The 15,979-nt window shown below is 33.6% G+C and carries 9 protein-coding genes; 4 read left to right on the top strand and 5 right to left on the bottom strand.

All coding sequences use genetic code 11. The features are described from left to right. Window positions 1–31: 31 nt before the first annotated feature. Entirely contained in the window at window positions 32–5,008 is a 4,977-nt protein-coding gene (locus tag QZU81_RS02055; RefSeq protein WP_295589181.1) for a right-handed parallel beta-helix repeat-containing protein, read from the top strand. Window positions 5,009–5,231: 223 nt separating this feature from the next. Here QZU81_RS02055 and dnaJ read toward each other — a convergent pair whose 3' ends face one another. From dnaJ to grpE, 3 genes are all read right to left on the bottom strand, one after another. After that, complete coding sequence (gene dnaJ, locus QZU81_RS02050; RefSeq protein WP_295589179.1) at window positions 5,232–6,374, bottom strand: molecular chaperone DnaJ; 1,143 nt, start codon at window positions 6,372–6,374, stop codon at window positions 5,232–5,234. Between the two features lie 137 nt (window positions 6,375–6,511). Beyond that, complete coding sequence (gene dnaK / locus QZU81_RS02045) at window positions 6,512–8,389, bottom strand: molecular chaperone DnaK (protein ID WP_295589177.1); 1,878 nt, start codon at window positions 8,387–8,389, stop codon at window positions 6,512–6,514. Window positions 8,390–8,431: 42 nt separating this feature from the next. Then, a complete protein-coding gene (gene grpE / locus QZU81_RS02040; protein WP_292826638.1) occupies window positions 8,432–8,983 on the bottom strand; it encodes a nucleotide exchange factor GrpE in 552 nt (183 codons plus the stop codon). A gap of 243 nt (window positions 8,984–9,226) precedes the next feature. Here grpE and QZU81_RS02035 point away from each other — a divergent pair, with 243 nt between their 5' ends. Next, complete coding sequence (locus QZU81_RS02035; protein WP_292826641.1) at window positions 9,227–9,802, top strand: ArsR family transcriptional regulator; 576 nt, start codon at window positions 9,227–9,229, stop codon at window positions 9,800–9,802. Window positions 9,803–9,842: 40 nt separating this feature from the next. Here QZU81_RS02035 and hypF read toward each other — a convergent pair whose 3' ends face one another. Then, window positions 9,843–12,083: a carbamoyltransferase HypF gene (gene hypF, locus QZU81_RS02030; protein WP_295589174.1), complete on the bottom strand. Its 2,241-nt coding sequence runs from the start codon at window positions 12,081–12,083 to the stop codon at window positions 9,843–9,845. Window positions 12,084–12,138: 55 nt separating this feature from the next. On the opposite strand from hypF, the gene larB reads away from it, so the two are divergent. Both larB and QZU81_RS02020 read left to right on the top strand, forming a co-directional pair. Then, window positions 12,139–12,900, top strand: coding sequence for a nickel pincer cofactor biosynthesis protein LarB (larB, locus tag QZU81_RS02025; protein WP_295589173.1), 762 nt, complete (start codon window positions 12,139–12,141; stop codon window positions 12,898–12,900). Between the two features lies 1 nt (window position 12,901). Further along, on the top strand, window positions 12,902–13,462 hold the full coding sequence (locus QZU81_RS02020) for a GNAT family N-acetyltransferase (protein WP_295589171.1): 561 nt from the start codon (window positions 12,902–12,904) through the stop codon (window positions 13,460–13,462). Here QZU81_RS02020 and QZU81_RS02015 read toward each other — a convergent pair. Beyond that, the gene (locus QZU81_RS02015) at window positions 13,451–15,979 is read right to left on the bottom strand and encodes a CDP-glycerol:glycerophosphate glycerophosphotransferase (RefSeq protein WP_295589170.1); all 2,529 of its coding nucleotides are present in this window, start codon (window positions 15,977–15,979) and stop codon (window positions 13,451–13,453) included. The two genes, QZU81_RS02020 and QZU81_RS02015, sit on opposite strands and share 12 nt — an antisense overlap.

Genomic DNA, 15,979 nt, shown 5'->3' with positions numbered 1-15,979 from the left:
ATTTTATTAAATTTAATGTGAGAGGTTAAGTATGTTTAAAAAAGTTAATATTTTTTTAATCTTATTTGTATTGCTTATCTCAATTACAGCCGTTAGTGCGGTTGATGATGTAAATGATACGTTAAATACGAATGAGGTTGACTTGGATAATCTAGAATTATCTGATTATTCGGACACCCTTTCTTTAAGTGAAGAGAGTAATGATAATTCAGATGTATTGCAAGCAAGTCCTACCAAGATTACATCCAATGATTATGGCAAATATTTTGACAAGGAGGGTAATTATATAGGGTCCGCATCAGATATTCAGTTATCCGGAAAATTTTCTGATAAGGTATTTATTTTCAATAAAACAGTAACTGTAACAGGTAATTCCAATTCAATGAGTGATTCCATGATTACTGTATTGAGTGGCGCATCTAACAGTTCATTTTCTAATTTAAAAATAACCAATACAAAAGATGTTACCTATGGTATCTTTTTAAATTCAGCTAGCAATTGTGTGATTAAAGGTTGTACTATTAATAATACTGGTGCATCTTCCTATGATATTTGCTTAGGAAATGGAGCGAAGTATAATAAAATACTTGATAATAAGTTATATACTTATGGTATAACTTATGGGCATAATACAAGGTCCACTCCGCCATTGGTTCTTTCCGGCTCTGACTATAATGAAATCGCTAGAAATAAATTCATTATTGATGATGCGAATGCTATTTACTTATCAACTTATGCTGGTGGACCCCTAACCGGAGGAACTTCTAACTATAACAATATTCATGATAATACAATTAAGTATAATGTCATTCCTACTTCATGGAGTTATGGTATTCAAGTAATGGGAAATAACAATAAAATAAATAAGAATAATATTACTGGTGCATACAGAGGAATTTCTGTATCCGGGGAGTATAATAATATCACTAACAATAATATTGTTGGCATTACTGGTGCAGATTATAACAATAGGGAAGAAGTTGTTGGTGGAGATTTTGGTATTGTTGGCGGTTCAAATGCATATATCTATAAGAATGTAATTTCAAATGCTAAAATCATTTCTTCCGGTGCAGGAATCTCAGCTAGCGCGAATTCCATTATAGACTCTAATAAAATCACTGTTGTTTCAAAAGGTATGGGCATTAATGCTGCTGGTTCTAAGATTAATATTAAAAATAATATTATTTCAACTGAAAAAGGTGTAGGTGTTTATCAGAAAGAAGAGGCATCTGGATTGACTATTACAGGAAACACTATAGAAACTGGTACTGGTATTCCTATTTTAATTGAAAAATTAAGTTCAAAAAGAATGCCTTCTGATGTGACTATAAAAAATAATGATATTTCATCTGATAGTTCAATTAAGATTGATGTGAGAGGAGTGGATAAATCTTCTAAAAATACTATCAGTGGAAATAAAAACATTAAAACCGGAAAAGAAATCAATACTGATCCGGATTATAAGAAACCTGCTGGTGTTACATCTGCTTCAATAGAGTACAAATATAATAATATAACTCATGTGATTACTCCTGAAAATATCAGAGACTTTATTGATGATAATGGTAATCTTATTGGAGTAGAAGACCATGACAACATTATATTCAAAGGAAAATTCGATGATGAAGTAATTCATGTCAATAAAGAAATTAAAATCACTGGTGATAATGCATTCTTCTATAATTCTACATTTAAGGTCACCTCTGGTGGTGTTTGGATAGAAAATTTAAACATTGTTAATGATAAGGCTAAAAGAGTAAATGCTTGGGGTATATATGTTAATGAGGCAGCAGGTGTAAAAATAATTAACAATAAAATCAATGTTTCTGATCCTAATGCTGCTTATGCAGTCTATGTGTTGGAATCCAGTAATGTTGAAGTGATAGGAAACACTTTATCCTCAAGTGGGGATTATTTAACATTCACATTGCTTTCTTACTCTTCTGAAGACTGTGTGTTTAAGGATAATATTATTAATACCAAGGGTACCGGAAAGATTTATAACTTTATTGATGAAAATTCAATTGAAGGATCTGTATTTGATAACTTAAATTATACAATTAACGGCACTGAATTATGTATTGATGGTGTGACTTATCGTTTGGATGCTGGAGAGTTATGTATTGATGGTAAGACTTACACTATTAATGAAAATAACGAGTTATGTATTGATGGTAACGTTTATACAACTTCCGCAAGCAATGAAGTTTGCATTGACGGTAAGACTTATTCAATTAAGGGCAATGAGTTGTGTATTGATGGTAAGACATACACTGTTGAGAACAATGAAGTTTGTATTGACGGTAAGCATTATTCCATAAAAGATGGTGAACTTTGTATTGATGGTAAGACTTATTCAATTAAGGGCAATGAATTGTGCATTGATGGTAAGACTTATTCTTCAGATAATATTCCTAAAGATATTACTTACTCTTCAGAAAATAAAGAAATATGCATTGATGGTAGGACTTATTGTTTGGATGGTAATGAGTTGTGCATTGATGGTAGGACTTATTGTTTGGATGGTAATGAGTTGTGCATTGACGGGAAGACATATTCCGTAAAGAATAATCAGTTATGTATTGATGGTGCTACTTATTCAATTAAGGATAATGAGTTGTGCATAGATGGTAAAACCTACTGTTTAGACGGTGGAGAAGTTTGTATTGATGGTAAGACTTACACTATTAATGAAAATAATGAGTTATGTGTTGATGGCGTAACCTATTGTTTGGATGGTAATGAGTTGTGCATTGATGGTAAAACATACAGTACTAGTCATATTGTACCTGAAATTTTCAGAACTTATGGAATATTGTTATTATATTCCTCTCAAAACTATGTTTCTGAAAATACTGTAGATGTAACTTCCAAAGTTTCTGAAATTCAAAATCCTTTTAATTCTCAAAATTCAATTGTGGGTATCGATGCTTATTACAATTCACATAATAATACGTTTTCAAAAAATAAGGTTACTGTAAAAGCTAAGGATAATTATATTTATGGTATGGGTGTTTTAGGATACAGGACTGGTCACTCTGCTTCTGAACGTCAGGGCGCAACCAATAACAATTTCACAAATAATATAATTTATTTGGAAGGTACATATTTCACAGAGGGTATTGTTATAGGTTCATCATCATATGATACTCTGTTACAGGATAATGTCATCACTTTAAAATCTCAGGTTGCTTATGGAGTTAATTTGGAATTGTCTCAAAGGTCAACTATTAAAAATAATAATCTCACATTAAATTCAGATGTTGCTTACGGAATTGAGGCAGTCACTTCAGATAAAAACACTATTGATGGCAACAATATAATTGCAACTGCAAAACAATCTAGGGGAATCGCATTATCCGGCTCTAACAATAAAATAACTAATAATATTATTAATTCCAATGGAACTGGAAATTCAGTAGACTTTAAAAACTTGGATTCAATGGGATATGGGAACGCTGGTGTATATATTGTTGGAAACTCAACCAACAACAAAATAAACGACAATAAGATAACTTCCAAAAAAGGATATGCTGTTGAGTTAAATTCAGCTGGAAACAATGTTGAGGATAACTATTTGAAATCTGAAAAAGGCAATTCTGACAAGGGAGTCAACAACAATAAAGGAAATGTCGTTAAAGATAATTATATTTACGTAGCAACTCAAACCACTTCATTAAAAATTATTGAAGTTCCATATTCACAAACTGGATCTGTAACTTTGACATTCGTTTCAGATGGGGGCAGCGTGAATGATAAGCTAGTGGATTTATATTGGGATAATGTTAAAATTGCTAGTGGAAAAATTGCAAATGGAAAAGTCACAATTAACTTCAAATTGCCAAAAGATGATGAGGTTAGTGGAGCAACTATCTATCCTCAGGCAATTTTCAATGGTTCTGAATTTAAAGCTTCAGTGACCACTATTCCGATTAAAATTGTTCAGGACACACCTAAAATCACAGTTAATAGTATTTCAGTCAAACCTGGTCTTAAAGCACCGTACACCGCAACAGTTACGGACAGTAGCGGAAATCCAGTTTCAGGATTGAATGTTTCATTTGGAAGAGGTATTGGTTCCGCAATAACTAATGCCAATGGTGTGGCTATAGTCAATAAGGTGCTTGACAAATCATACAGCGCTGTACAATCTGATGACATAAAGGTTACATTTTCTGGGTCTACAAATTATAAGGCTGCAACAGGAACTGGTAAACTGACAGTTCTTAAAATAGCTAAAACAACCATTAACTTAAAGAAAAAGCTTAGTCTGAAATCTGTTTTAGCAACTGTGGTTGACAACAATGGATTTGCAATAGCCAAAATGAAGGTCGCAATGACAATTGACGGCAAGAAATACTCTGCCACAACAGATTCAAAAGGACAAATCAAGTTGCCTTCAGCCATTAAAGCGGGAACTCATAAAGTTACATTGAAAACCACTAAAACAACTTATTACTCAGCTGCAAGTGCAAAATACAATAAGGTTGTGGTTGTCAAGCCAATTACAGGCAATAAAAATGTCAAAACTTATTATGGTTCCACAGCTACTTATAAAATAAGATTTTATGATGCCAATGGTGTCATACTCGCCCAAGGCAAGAAAGTATCTATTAAGGTGAACGGCAAATCAGTTTCACGTACAGTGGATAAAAACGGTTATATTTCTTACAGTGTTAAAAAGATTGGTACCTATACCATTAAAGCCACATACAATGGATATTCCGTATCTAACAAACTTGTAATCAAGCCAACATTGACTGCAAGCAATGTTGTTAAGAAAAAGGCCAAGACTATCAAGTTCACTGTAAAGCTGGTCAATAAAAACGGTAAGATCTTGAAAAACAAGAAGATTACAATTAAGGTAAAGAATAAGAAGTACACTGCAATAACCAATAAGAAAGGTATTGCAACTTTGTCCCTTAAAAACTTGAAGGTAGGCACCTATAAGGTAACATCCAGCTATGGTGGATGCACTATAAAGAACACAATTAAAATTAAAAAATAGAGATTTTTAATCTCTATACTTTTTTTATTTTTTTCATGTAGATAACTGAATTTATATTTTCTATTTTTCAAACATCAATTAATTATATGGATTATTTGAAGTAATATTTTAATAGAAAAATAATATAATTTAATTTAATCAATTGTTTCTTTAATAATTCGATGGGAAAAATTTATAGTAATTTTTCAAAAAATAGAAAAAAAGTAAATTAGTCAATACCAACTTACTTCATAGCATCTTTGACTCTATCGAAGAGTCCTTTTTCGACATGTTTAATTTCATCTCCGCTGATTTCAGCGAATTCCTTAAGCAGGTCTTTTTGTTTTGAATTTAATTTTTTAGGAACAACAACCTTTACAGTAACATACATATTTCCTCTGCCGTTATGCCTAACAGAGTTCATACCTTGTCCTCTTAATTTGTATACTGTTTCGCTTTGTGTTCCAGGAGTAATCTTAAATTCAACTTCCTTTCCTTCAATTGTAGGAATGCTTATCAAGTCACCAAGTGCAGCCTGAGGGAAACTGATTTGCTGATCTAAATATAGGTGGTCTCCTTCACGTGTGAAAACTTTATGTCTTTTTATGTGAACGGTAACAATCAAATCTCCTTCAAGGCCTGCTGCATCACCGCAGTTTCCTTCACCGGAAACTCTTAAGTGGTTGCCTTCATTAACTCCTTCAGGAATTTCAATTTTTATTGTTTTGGTTTTTCTGACACTACCCCTTCCGTGACATTCTTCACAAGGGTCTGTAATGATTTTACCGGTTCCGCCACATTCTCTGCACGGTCTTACGTTAACCATTTGGCCTAAGAAAGTGTTGCTGACCTCTTTGATTTGACCTGTTCCGCCACAAGTTTTACAGGTTTCAGGATTGGACCCCGGTTTTGACTTGGACCCGTGGCATGTAGGACATAGTTCACTTCTTGTAATCTTGATTTCTTTTTCGCATCCGTTAAAGGCTTCTTCTAAAGTAATTGGAACTTCAGTATAAATGTCTGAACCTCTTTGAGGACCGGTTCTTGCAGCTCTAGAGCGACCTCCACCAAAACCGAATATGTCGAATATGTTTCCAATGTCGAAACCTTGGAAGATATCTTCAAAGTTTACATTCTGATAGAAATCTTCTGCAGTAAATCCATCCATTCCGGCATGACCGAATTGATCATACCTTTGACGTTTTTCATCGTCAGACAAGACAGCATAAGCTTCACTAACTTCTTTAAACTTATCTTCAGCATCTGGTTCATCGCAAACATCAGGATGGTATTTTCTAGCTAATTTACGATAAGCTTTTTTGATTGTCTTTTCATCAGCAGATTTATCTACTCCAAGAACTTCATAATAATCACGCTTGTCTGCCATTCATTCACCCTAATAAATAATTTTAAAAAAAATAAGATAGAAAAAATAATAGTTTTATCTTATTGTTAGTTTTATTGATTGATTCTGATTCTGATTTTGTTATAACCTAACAATGTAATAAAACTGTATTATTTAATCTAATCGTCTTTTACTTCATAGTCTGCATCAATTGTGTCATCATCGTTGTTGTCTTGAGCACCAGCATTTGGGTCAGCTCCAGCTTGTTGTTGAGCTTGAGCTTCAGCTTGTGCTTGTTGATAAATTTTAGCACCAATTTCTTGAATGACATTGGATAATTCATCAGACTTTGCTTTAATGGCATCAACATCATCGCCAGCTATAAGTTCTCTTAATTCTTTAACAAGGTCTTCGACTTTTGTTTTTTCATCTTCAGATACTTGATCTTTGAGTTCGTCTAAAGTTTTTTCTGAAGTGTAAATTAATGAGTCTGCATTGTTTCTGATTTCGATTTCTTCTTGTCTTTTTGCGTCTGCTTCAGCGTTCATTTCCGCTTCTTTGATTTTTTGTTCGATTTCTTCATCGGATAATTTTGTTGAAGAGGTAATTGTAATAGCTTGTTCTTTACCAGTTCCTTTATCTTTAGCAGTTACATTAATAATACCGTTTGCATCAATATCGAAGGTTACTTCAATTTGTGGCACTCCTCTTGGTGCAGGTGGGATACCTACAAGTTGGAAACGACCTAAAGAGGTGTTGTCTGCAGCCATTTTTCTTTCCCCTTGTAAAACGTTGATGTCTACTGAAGGTTGGTTGTCAGCAGCGGTTGAGAAGATTTGGCTTTTCTTGGTAGGAATGGTAGTGTTCCTTTCGATTAAGGTGGTTGATACTCCACCTAAGGTTTCAATACCTAAGGATAATGGGGTTACGTCTAAAAGAACGATGTCTTTAATTTCACCAGCTAATACTCCTCCTTGAATAGCAGCACCCATAGATACACATTCCATTGGGTCAATACCACGTTCAACTGGTTTTCCTATGAATTTTTCTACGAATTTTTGTACAATTGGCATTCTGGTAGGTCCACCAACTAAGATGATTTTGTCAATTTCGGATTTGCTCATTTTAGCGTCATCTAATGCTTGTTGCATTGGTTGACCGGATTTTTCTACAATAGGATCAACTAACTCTTCTAATTTTGCTCTTGTAAGAGAGTGGATTAAGTTTTTAGGAGTTCCGTCAGTTCCCATTGCAATGAAAGGTAAGTTTACTTCGGTAGTTGTGGTAGTGGATAATTCGATTTTTGCTTTTTCAGCAGCTTCTCTTAATCTTTGTACTGCTTGGTCATTATCCATTAAGTCAATGCCTTCTTGGGATTTGAATTCATCCGCCAAGTATTTGATTAATACATTGTCCATATCGGTACCACCGAGTTGGGTGTCACCGCTGGTGGATCTTACTTCAAATACTCCTCCACCGAATTCCATAATGGTTACGTCTAAGGTACCTCCACCTAAATCGTAAACCATAATGTTCATGTCTTCTTCGTCAGCTTTATCGAGACCATATGCAAGGCTTGCTGCGGTTGGTTCGTTTACGAGTCTTACAACATCAAGTCCAGCAATGGTTCCTGCGTCTTTTGTTGCAGTCCTTTGGTTGTCGTCAAAGTAAGCAGGTACGGTAATTACAGCTTTTTCAATAGGTTCTCCTAAGAAACTTTCAGCATCTTTTTTGATTTTTTGTAAGATGAATGCGGAAATTTCCTGTGGGGAGTATTGTTTTCCGTTTACAGTAACCTTGTGGTCAGTACCCATGCTTCTTTTGATTGCACTGATAGTGTTTTCTGGGTTGGTTACTGCTTGTCTTCTTGCTGGTTCACCTACTAACATTTGACCATCTTCGGTAAATGCAACGTAACTTGGGAATGATTTACCGTATTGGCTTGCTCCTTCTGCGGAAGGAATTGTGGTTGGTTTACCTCCGACAAGCACTGATGCTGCGGAGTTACTTGTTCCTAAGTCAATTCCAATGATTTTTTCTTTTTTAGTATCAGACATAATTATCACCTATATTTTTTTTCATAAATTATTTAATAAACGTTATTTTTTACAAACTATAACTTTTGAGTATTTAAGAACTTTATCTTTGTACATGTAGCCCTTCATTAATTCTTCTATAATATAACCATTTTCAACATCTTCTGATTCTTGAACCATCAATGCCTCATGTTTATTCAAATCGAATTTTTCTCCTTTTGCAGGAATTTCTTCAACACCTTCTTTTGTCAAAACATCTTTAAATTTATTATAGATGAGTTCTACACCTTCTTTTAAATCTTCATCATTCTCAATTTCTAAAGCTCTACCAAAATCTTCATAACAGTCTAAAAACTCTTTTATTACATTTTCATTTGCGAATTTAACTAATTCTTTATTTCTTTTGTCTGTAATTTTTTTGAAATTTTCGAAATCTGCTTGAAGTCTTTGTGCAAGTGAAATGTATTCTTGAGTTTCAGCTTCTTGTTTTTCAAGATCTTCTTTTAGTTTAGTCAACTCTTCGTCTTTGAGAGATAACTCTTCAAGAAGTTCATCATATTTTTCTTGAATATCTTGAGTTTCAACTTCAGTTTCGCTTTTATTTTCGTCAGTCATATTTGCACCCTTTTTAGGTTTTTTGAAAAACTTTTGTAATAACTCTCCGTAGAGAACTTGAACTTTTAGCCATTTAACATTGGTTTGTAGGAATTTATGGACATATAGGAAAATGGTTCATCATTTAAGAGTTATTACTTTAAGTTTTTCTGAACCAAATATTAAAGTAACCAAAAGTTATCTTTCTCTTACATTATTATAGTAACAAAAAGTTATATAAAGGTTTCGATATAATGTATAATCATGAGCAATACAAACGACATTGAGAAAAATGAAAAAACCCGCAAAAATGTCAATATGCCGAAAGGCCACATAGAACTTAGGACAGATTACAATACTCCTGTCGATGACATTGATGTGGAAGATATCCTTGATGTAATGGGTTGTAAGACTAGAAGAGATATTATAAATCTTTTAAGGGAAGAACCTATGTTTGTAAGTGAAATTTCAAATGAGTTAGATATTGGTCAAAAAGCCATCATTGCTCATTTACGTGCTATGGAAGATATAGGTATTCTAAATTCTTCTTATAAAAAGATTTTAAGAGGTCGTCCACGTAAATATTATGATTTGCAGAATGAAGTCAACATCCATATTACTATTAATAGGAATAATTTCGACGTTCAATTCACTGACGACATGCTTAATACATTACAGCTCCCATCCGGGGATGAGTGGTCAAAACTTTTAGATATTGAAAAAAGAATTGATGATGGCCAGCTCGAAGCTATTGATGAGTTGAAAAACCAAATAAGGTTATATGGTAATCTCCTTGAAAGGGCAGAATACATCCTTGAAAGAACTCTTAAAAATAGATAGCCGTCATGTTTGAATATAAATTTCAAACCATTCTTTTTTTTTACCTTTTTTTAGCAATGATTGCCTGTCCGAGTGAAACGGAACCGTCTCCGGCACAGGTGTTTTTGTGTTGAATGAAGTTAAATCCGTTATTTTCTATATGATTTTTAACAGTATCGGTAATGGCTTCGTTGTAGAATACTCCTCCTGTAGCTCCGATATCGGAAATGCCTTTTTTGTTCGCAGCCATTATTGCGAGTTCGCTTAAACCGCTTGCAACTGCATATTGGCCTGCAGCAGCAACATCAGCTTTCTTTTCACCATTTTCATATAACTTTACAACTTCCCTCAATATTTCAGTGGTGTTCAATGTGTTGTCCTCAACGATTATAGGAATATCTAATTTTTTAGTTGAATAATATGCGGAGGATTCGAGTTTCATTGAGCATTCGCCTTCGTAAGTTCGTTCATGACAAATTTCCAAGGCCACAGCCATGGAATCTAAAACTCTTCCTGTACTTGTTGTCTTGCCGACGTTTATTCCAGCTTCAATTTGCTTGAAAATGTTTTTTATTTCAATTTCACCATATTTAAAGTAATTTGAATAATTTTTGATTAAATCTTCATCGTTTAATATGCTTGCAAGCATTCTTGCAGGGTATTTTGTCGCCACATCTCCTCCAGGCATTAATTGAGGTTGCAGATGCCCTAACCTTTCAAAATCTTTAATGTCAGTATAAAGGATTTCTCCACCCCAGCTTGTTCCATCACTTCCATAACCCACTCCGTCGGCAGCAATAACAATCATTTCCTCGATGGAGCTATCATTTGCAAGAGCGATTGAATGTGCGTGGTGGTGTTGGATTGGCATTACTTCGGCATCATATTTTTCCGCCAATTCATAGGCAAGTCTTGTTGTAAAGAAATGGGGATGCATATCACATGCAATCACATCAAATTCATTAATTTTGGTAATCCTTTCCATATTTTCAATAGCTTCCCTTAGGAATTTCAATGTTTTTGGCTTGTTTGTATTTCCAATATGCTGGGAAGGGTATACTATATTGTCTTTGGCGATTGAGAATGTAACATCAAGTTCCGGACCCAATGCAAGCACATTGGATTCATTGACGTCATAATTTATGGTGTATGGTTCAGGTGTGTATCCCCGTGATCTTCTAATAAATGACAGTTCATCATTTCTGAATCTGATTACGGAATCATCACATCTATTTAGGATTTGGCGATTGTGAACCAAAGAATAATCATTTACTCCATTGATTATCTCTTCGTTTTTAATCATCATAGGCTCGCCGGGGATATTTGCGGAGGTCATTACATATGTGTCAATGTCCCCTTCATCAAATAGCAGATAATGCATTGGTGAGTAAGGAAGCATGACTCCAATATTGTGAAGGCCAGGTGATAAGCTGTCGGGGAACGGATAATTGTCTTTTTTCTTTAAAATAACAATCGGACGTTTATTTGAGGTTATTGTATCAATCTCTTTTCTTGTCAAATGGGCATATTCTTGAAGACTATCCAAATCCTTGCACATGACGGCAAAGGCCTGGTTTGGTCTGTTGAGTCTTTTTCTTAATTCTTTAATCGCTTCATCATTATATGCGTCAACAACCAAATGTGTTCCTCCAATACCTTTAATTGCGAGTATTTTGCCTTCCTTTAGTTTTTGAGCTCCCAATCTTATCGGATTTTCAGTATCTATTTTTTCCAATCCTTCATAAATTTCCATTTGGGGGCCGCATTCGCTGCAGCATATTGCCTCACCATGATAACGTCGGTTTAAAGGCTCTTTGTATTCGACAAGGCAGTCGTCACACAATGGGAATTCATCCATAGAGGTTCTTATCCTGTCATATGGAACGCTTTCGATAACGGTAAATCTTGGACCGCAATCAGTACATGCATTAAAAGCGTATTTATATCGCCTATCGTTGGGATTTCTAATTTCTTCAAGGCATTTATCGCAAATTGCAATATCTGGTGGAATAACGCTTATTCCGGAATATGAAGCTCCGCTTTCTATAATCTCAAAATCAGCATAGCCATTTTCTTCAATTTCTTCGACTTCCATAGAACTAATTTTAGCTATCGGAGGCAATTCATTGGGAAGCTTATCAACAAATAAATCAGAATTATCTCCTTCAACAATGATTTCGACAACATTTCCAAGGTTCCTGACATATCCGTTTAATTTTAGCTCACTAGCTAATCTATACACATATGGTCTAAATCCTACACCTTGGACTATTCCCTGGGTCAAAATCTTTAAAGCTTTCATTAAGTTATAATATTGTAAGTCAAATTTTATATAATTTTATCCTATATATTATATTATGAAGGATATTCTTGAAAGACTAGTCAACGGAGAACTTAATATTGATGAAGCGGAGAAGCTCATCACTTCAAATAATATTTTGGAATTTGACGAAATTGCCAAACTGGACATGAATAGGACTGACAGGACAGGCTTTCCGGAGGCGGTTTTTGCACCAAGTAAGAATTATGATGATTTAATTTTGATTATTAGAAAATATATTGAAAATAGTGAGGATGACTTGATTATCACTAAATTGTCTTGGGAAAGATATGAGAAGATTTTAGATGATTTGGATGATGAATCCCTAATTTTCGATTATAACAAAAGAGCTCAAATTTTAATTATAAGAAAGGAAATTAGAAATGCCGAACCAATTGCAAAAATTGGAATCATTACTGCAGGAACTTCAGATATCAATATAGCCGAAGAAGCACGCGTAATTGTTGAGGAAGGAGGATGTGAGGCCATAACTTCATATGACATTGGGGTTGCGGGGATTCACAGGTTATTCCCTCAAATAGCGCACATGGTTAAGGAAGGCGTTCGTGCATTCATTGTCTGTGCCGGAATGGAAGGTGCGCTTCCTTCTGTTGTTGCAGGTCTTGTTGATGTTCCAGTCATAGGGGTTCCAACTTCTGTCGGTTATGGCGTTGGAGAAGGGGGAAGAGTTGCATTGGATGCCATGCTCCAATCCTGTGCACCGGGCATTGCAGTTGTTAATATTGATAACGGTTTTGGCGCCGGAGTTTTTGCATTGACTATTGTTAAAAGTGTTTGATATGAGATATGAAAATTTTAACCCTAAAGTTCATGATACATATAAAGTTGCTAAATTAGTTTATGATGTGGATTTTAGAACTTTTGATTTATTATTTAAGAATGAAGATAAGGCTATTTCAACTATTGAAAGGGATTTAAGAAAACATGAACCTGAAGGAACGTTTAAAGTTATTTTAGATGATAATGATGAGATTATTGGCATGCTGATGGCATATATTTCAGAAATGCCTTACGATTTCAGATTAAAATCATTAAAATTGATAATTGTTGATATTTTGGATCATTTTGTATTGTGCGACATTGAAAAGGATGATTTGTATGTTGCAGAGATAGCTATTGATGACTCTTTAAGAGGTCAGGGTTTGGGCAAACAGGTTTTGCTTGATGTAATAGACTATGCAAAATCTAAAAATCTAAATAGAGTTATTTTAGATGCCGATTTTAGAAACATTGGTGCCAGAAAACTTTATGAAAGAATAGGTTTTAAGGAATTCAATAAAAAAAGTTTAAAAATCGGCAGCTTTGAAAGAGGAATGCACAATATGGAACTAATCCTTTAAGGGTATTTCTTTGATTTTATCGTGCACTCTTTTGCAGTTGTTTTTGTCAGTAAATATGAAAAAGTCGCTGATTCTCTTTGCATATTCATCATCGAGTTCACAATTTTTTTCAATATATTTTATAGTTAAATCAACCAATTCTTCCTCTGTTTTTACAACTTCTCCGAAGCCCATGGTTTCGTAATCAAAATAGCTGTCTTCTATGTCGAAATGGTAATCGTCACCGTATTGATAATATAATACTGGCTTGTATAAATATGCGAAGTCAAAAGATACGGATGAATAATCGGTTATCATCAATGATCCGTTATTGAATAGGGTCTGATATCTTTCTTTATCATAATCTATTTTTACATAATCATTTCTATCAAAAAGGTCGATATAAGCATATACTTTTGGATGTGGCCTGAATATTATTTCATAATTGTTTTCCCGTGCCTTTTCAATTAGTCTTTCATTATTAATCAGGGAATTAAACTTTTTAAAGAATTCATTGTTTTTAACATACTCATTGGATTTATGGTCCAGGTCCCTTCTCCAGGAAGGCATTATGATAATCTGTTTTTTATCTTTTTGATTTTCAAGGGTGTCATATCTAGGCAAACCTAGTAATTGAACCACATTTTCATCGTAGTTGTAAGGATATTTAAATATTGATTCATATTCTTTAGCTGATGAGACCAAAAAGAAAGATAAATTCATGTTTGATTTATTTAACCATGATGAAATATCGTCCTTCAGAATTCCATGCTGTAGGAATATATTGTTTGATTTTAGAAGGCCGGCAAAAAATGGATAACCTCCCCAGAAGGGGTAAATGATTTCATTGTCCGGATGGGACGTGATAATATTTTCAACGAATAATCCCAATATCCTATGTTTGATTGATTTATATGGGATAACTTTTCCAATCTTTTTGATGTTATTGAACTCTTTATTGTGTGAATCCAAAATAAAGTACTTGTCGATTTTTTCATTTTGTTTCATGGAATATTTAAACAAGGCCAACCCATTGTCATCAGATTCATTAGGGCGGTCCATGTAGAACCATATTTTTTTATTTCTTAAAAAGGGATATGCGAGCATGTAAATTATTCTAAATGGAACTGCCTTTTCAAAGCCTGTTTCACGCTCTTTAACAATATGGATGAGTGTTTTTAATTCTTGTTTTATCCAGTTACCTGTAGTTTTCTTTTTAATTATGATGGAATCATTATTTAATATGGATATATAGTGCTTTGTTTTTGCATATCCCACAGTTTTGGAGAAGTTGCACGGCCTTGAAAAGTCTATGTGTAGTTTCTTGTTTTCTTGCTTGAATTCCAATTCGAATTCTTCATTTGTATTGATGGGTATTGCTGTTTCGATGGAATAATCTTTAGCATATCTGCAATTTAAGCTATACTCATCTTTTTGAGGAAATAGAACTTCCTGCGCTTTGATTTTTTCTCCATTTACGAAGATATCGACATGGGTTAACTCTGTTGTTAATTTGCTTGCCAATATATGGAGTTTATCATTTATAATATCGTAATTATCAATAAATATCGTATTTAGCTCTAGTTTTTCTTTTAAATCTTCACTTAATTCAAAATCATGTTTTAATAAGCATGTGAATATCTTATGGTTGCGGGGAAGTAATATGCTGTTTAAAATTATTTCATCATCAATATATTTTATTTTTTCAGATAATTTTGATAAATCCAGTTTTTCAGGTGTTTTTTCAGCATATAAAAGCCATCTAAGATGATTAATCAAATTAAATTGGATAAACTGGGGGACATTTGAGAATTTGTTTAGTGTTTTTTCTATTAATCTGCTGAAGTTAATTTCAATATAATTTTCATAGTCATCTGCAAAAAATGATTCCTCGTTGATGGAGTATATCTTTTCATCAATATTTCTTGAAAAATAGGCTCCATTGTTTGTTATCCCTAAGGTAGGATTGTTCATTAGGATTTCACTAAAAATGGTCGGGCCTTGATTATGAGGTATTTTGAACTTCAGCCCTTCAATTGAATTTCTTCTTATGAAAGTGGACAACCCTAAATATTGAACGTACTTTGGTTCGTTTAAAAGATTAACTTTTTTGCTTTTCTTAATCTTATAGTTTAAATAATTCCATTTTTTATTGTTCTTAAAGAAAACAAGGGGGATTGAAATCACATCTACATCCTTATTTTTATTAGCGAACTCCCAAATCTCTTGTAATGTGTTTTTTGAATAATAATCGTGGGGCTGCAAACTTGCAATAAAAGTTCCGGATGATTGTTCAATACCTAAATTAATTGATCTGACAAAATCATTTTCGTCCAATTGGAAGTATTTTATATTATGAGCGTATTTTTTGATATAGTCATCACAAATGTCCTTTGTTTTGTCATCACTATTATTATCAACTATGATTATTTCAATTTTTTTGAAGGCATGTGTCTGATTGATTATTGAATCTATGGATTTTTTTATACCTAACTCTGAATTAAATGTTGATATTATAATTGAAAAATCAAATTCCAT

The sequence above is a fragment of the uncultured Methanobrevibacter sp. genome (assembly GCF_902770715.1).
GTDB lineage: Archaea > Methanobacteriota > Methanobacteria > Methanobacteriales > Methanobacteriaceae > Methanocatella.
Note: the sequence above shows the minus strand (reverse complement) of the source record. Positions and strands in the feature narration are given on the sequence as shown.

Bases quoted from the DNA above. Each gene is read 5' to 3' on its own strand.
- QZU81_RS02055 (WP_295589181.1), top strand. From the start codon at position 32: ATGTTTAAAAAAGTTAATATTTTTTTAATCTTATTTGTATTGCTTATC.
- dnaJ (WP_295589179.1), bottom strand. From the start codon at position 6,374: ATGGCAGACAAGCGTGATTATTATGAAGTTCTTGGAGTAGATAAATCT.
- dnaK (WP_295589177.1), bottom strand. From the start codon at position 8,389: ATGTCTGATACTAAAAAAGAAAAAATCATTGGAATTGACTTAGGAACA.
- grpE (WP_292826638.1), bottom strand. From the start codon at position 8,983: ATGACTGACGAAAATAAAAGCGAAACTGAAGTTGAAACTCAAGATATT.
- QZU81_RS02035 (WP_292826641.1), top strand. From the start codon at position 9,227: ATGAGCAATACAAACGACATTGAGAAAAATGAAAAAACCCGCAAAAAT.
- hypF (WP_295589174.1), bottom strand. From the start codon at position 12,083: ATGAAAGCTTTAAAGATTTTGACCCAGGGAATAGTCCAAGGTGTAGGA.
- larB (WP_295589173.1), top strand. From the start codon at position 12,139: ATGAAGGATATTCTTGAAAGACTAGTCAACGGAGAACTTAATATTGAT.
- QZU81_RS02020 (WP_295589171.1), top strand. From the start codon at position 12,902: ATGAGATATGAAAATTTTAACCCTAAAGTTCATGATACATATAAAGTT.
- QZU81_RS02015 (WP_295589170.1), bottom strand. From the start codon at position 15,979: ATGGAATTTGATTTTTCAATTATAATATCAACATTTAATTCAGAGTTA.